General features: G+C 72.0%; 1 protein-coding gene. It reads left to right on the top strand.

The annotated features are described in order from the left end of the window. Nucleotides 1–508: amidase family protein (locus MIC448_RS16165; protein WP_036302063.1), on the top strand; the 508-nt coding region annotated here is incomplete at both ends.

Raw genomic sequence — 508 nt, 5'->3', positions numbered from 1 at the left:
TGCTCACCGAGGCCCGCCACCTCGACGCGCGCATTGCCGCGGGCGAGCACCTGCCGCTCGCCGGCGTGCTGGTTGCGGTGAAGGACAACATCGATGTCGCCGGGCTCGCAACGACGGCTGGATGCCCCGCCTTCGCGTTTGCGCCCGTGGCCGACGCGCCGTCCGTGGCCCGACTACGCGCCGCGGGTGCGATCGTGCTCGGCAAGACCAACCTCGACCAGTTCGCCACCGGCCTGGTCGGTACGCGAAGCCCCTACGGCGCCGTCCGCAACGCCTGGCAGCCCGACCGCATCTCGGGGGGATCGAGCTCGGGATCCGCCGTCGCGGTCGCCCTGAGTTTCGTCGACATCGCCCTCGGCACCGACACCGCCGGCTCGGGGCGCGTGCCCGCGGCGCTGAACGGCATCTTCGGCATCAAACCGACGGTCGGTCTCGTGCCGACGACGGGCGTGGTGCCGGCCTGCTGGTCGATCGATGTCGTCACCGTGTTCGCGCGCGACCTCGGACT

This window comes from Microbacterium sp. C448 (assembly GCF_000582705.2).
Lineage (GTDB): Bacteria > Actinomycetota > Actinomycetes > Actinomycetales > Microbacteriaceae > Microbacterium > Microbacterium lacus_A.
Note: the sequence above shows the minus strand (reverse complement) of the source record. Positions and strands in the feature narration are given on the sequence as shown.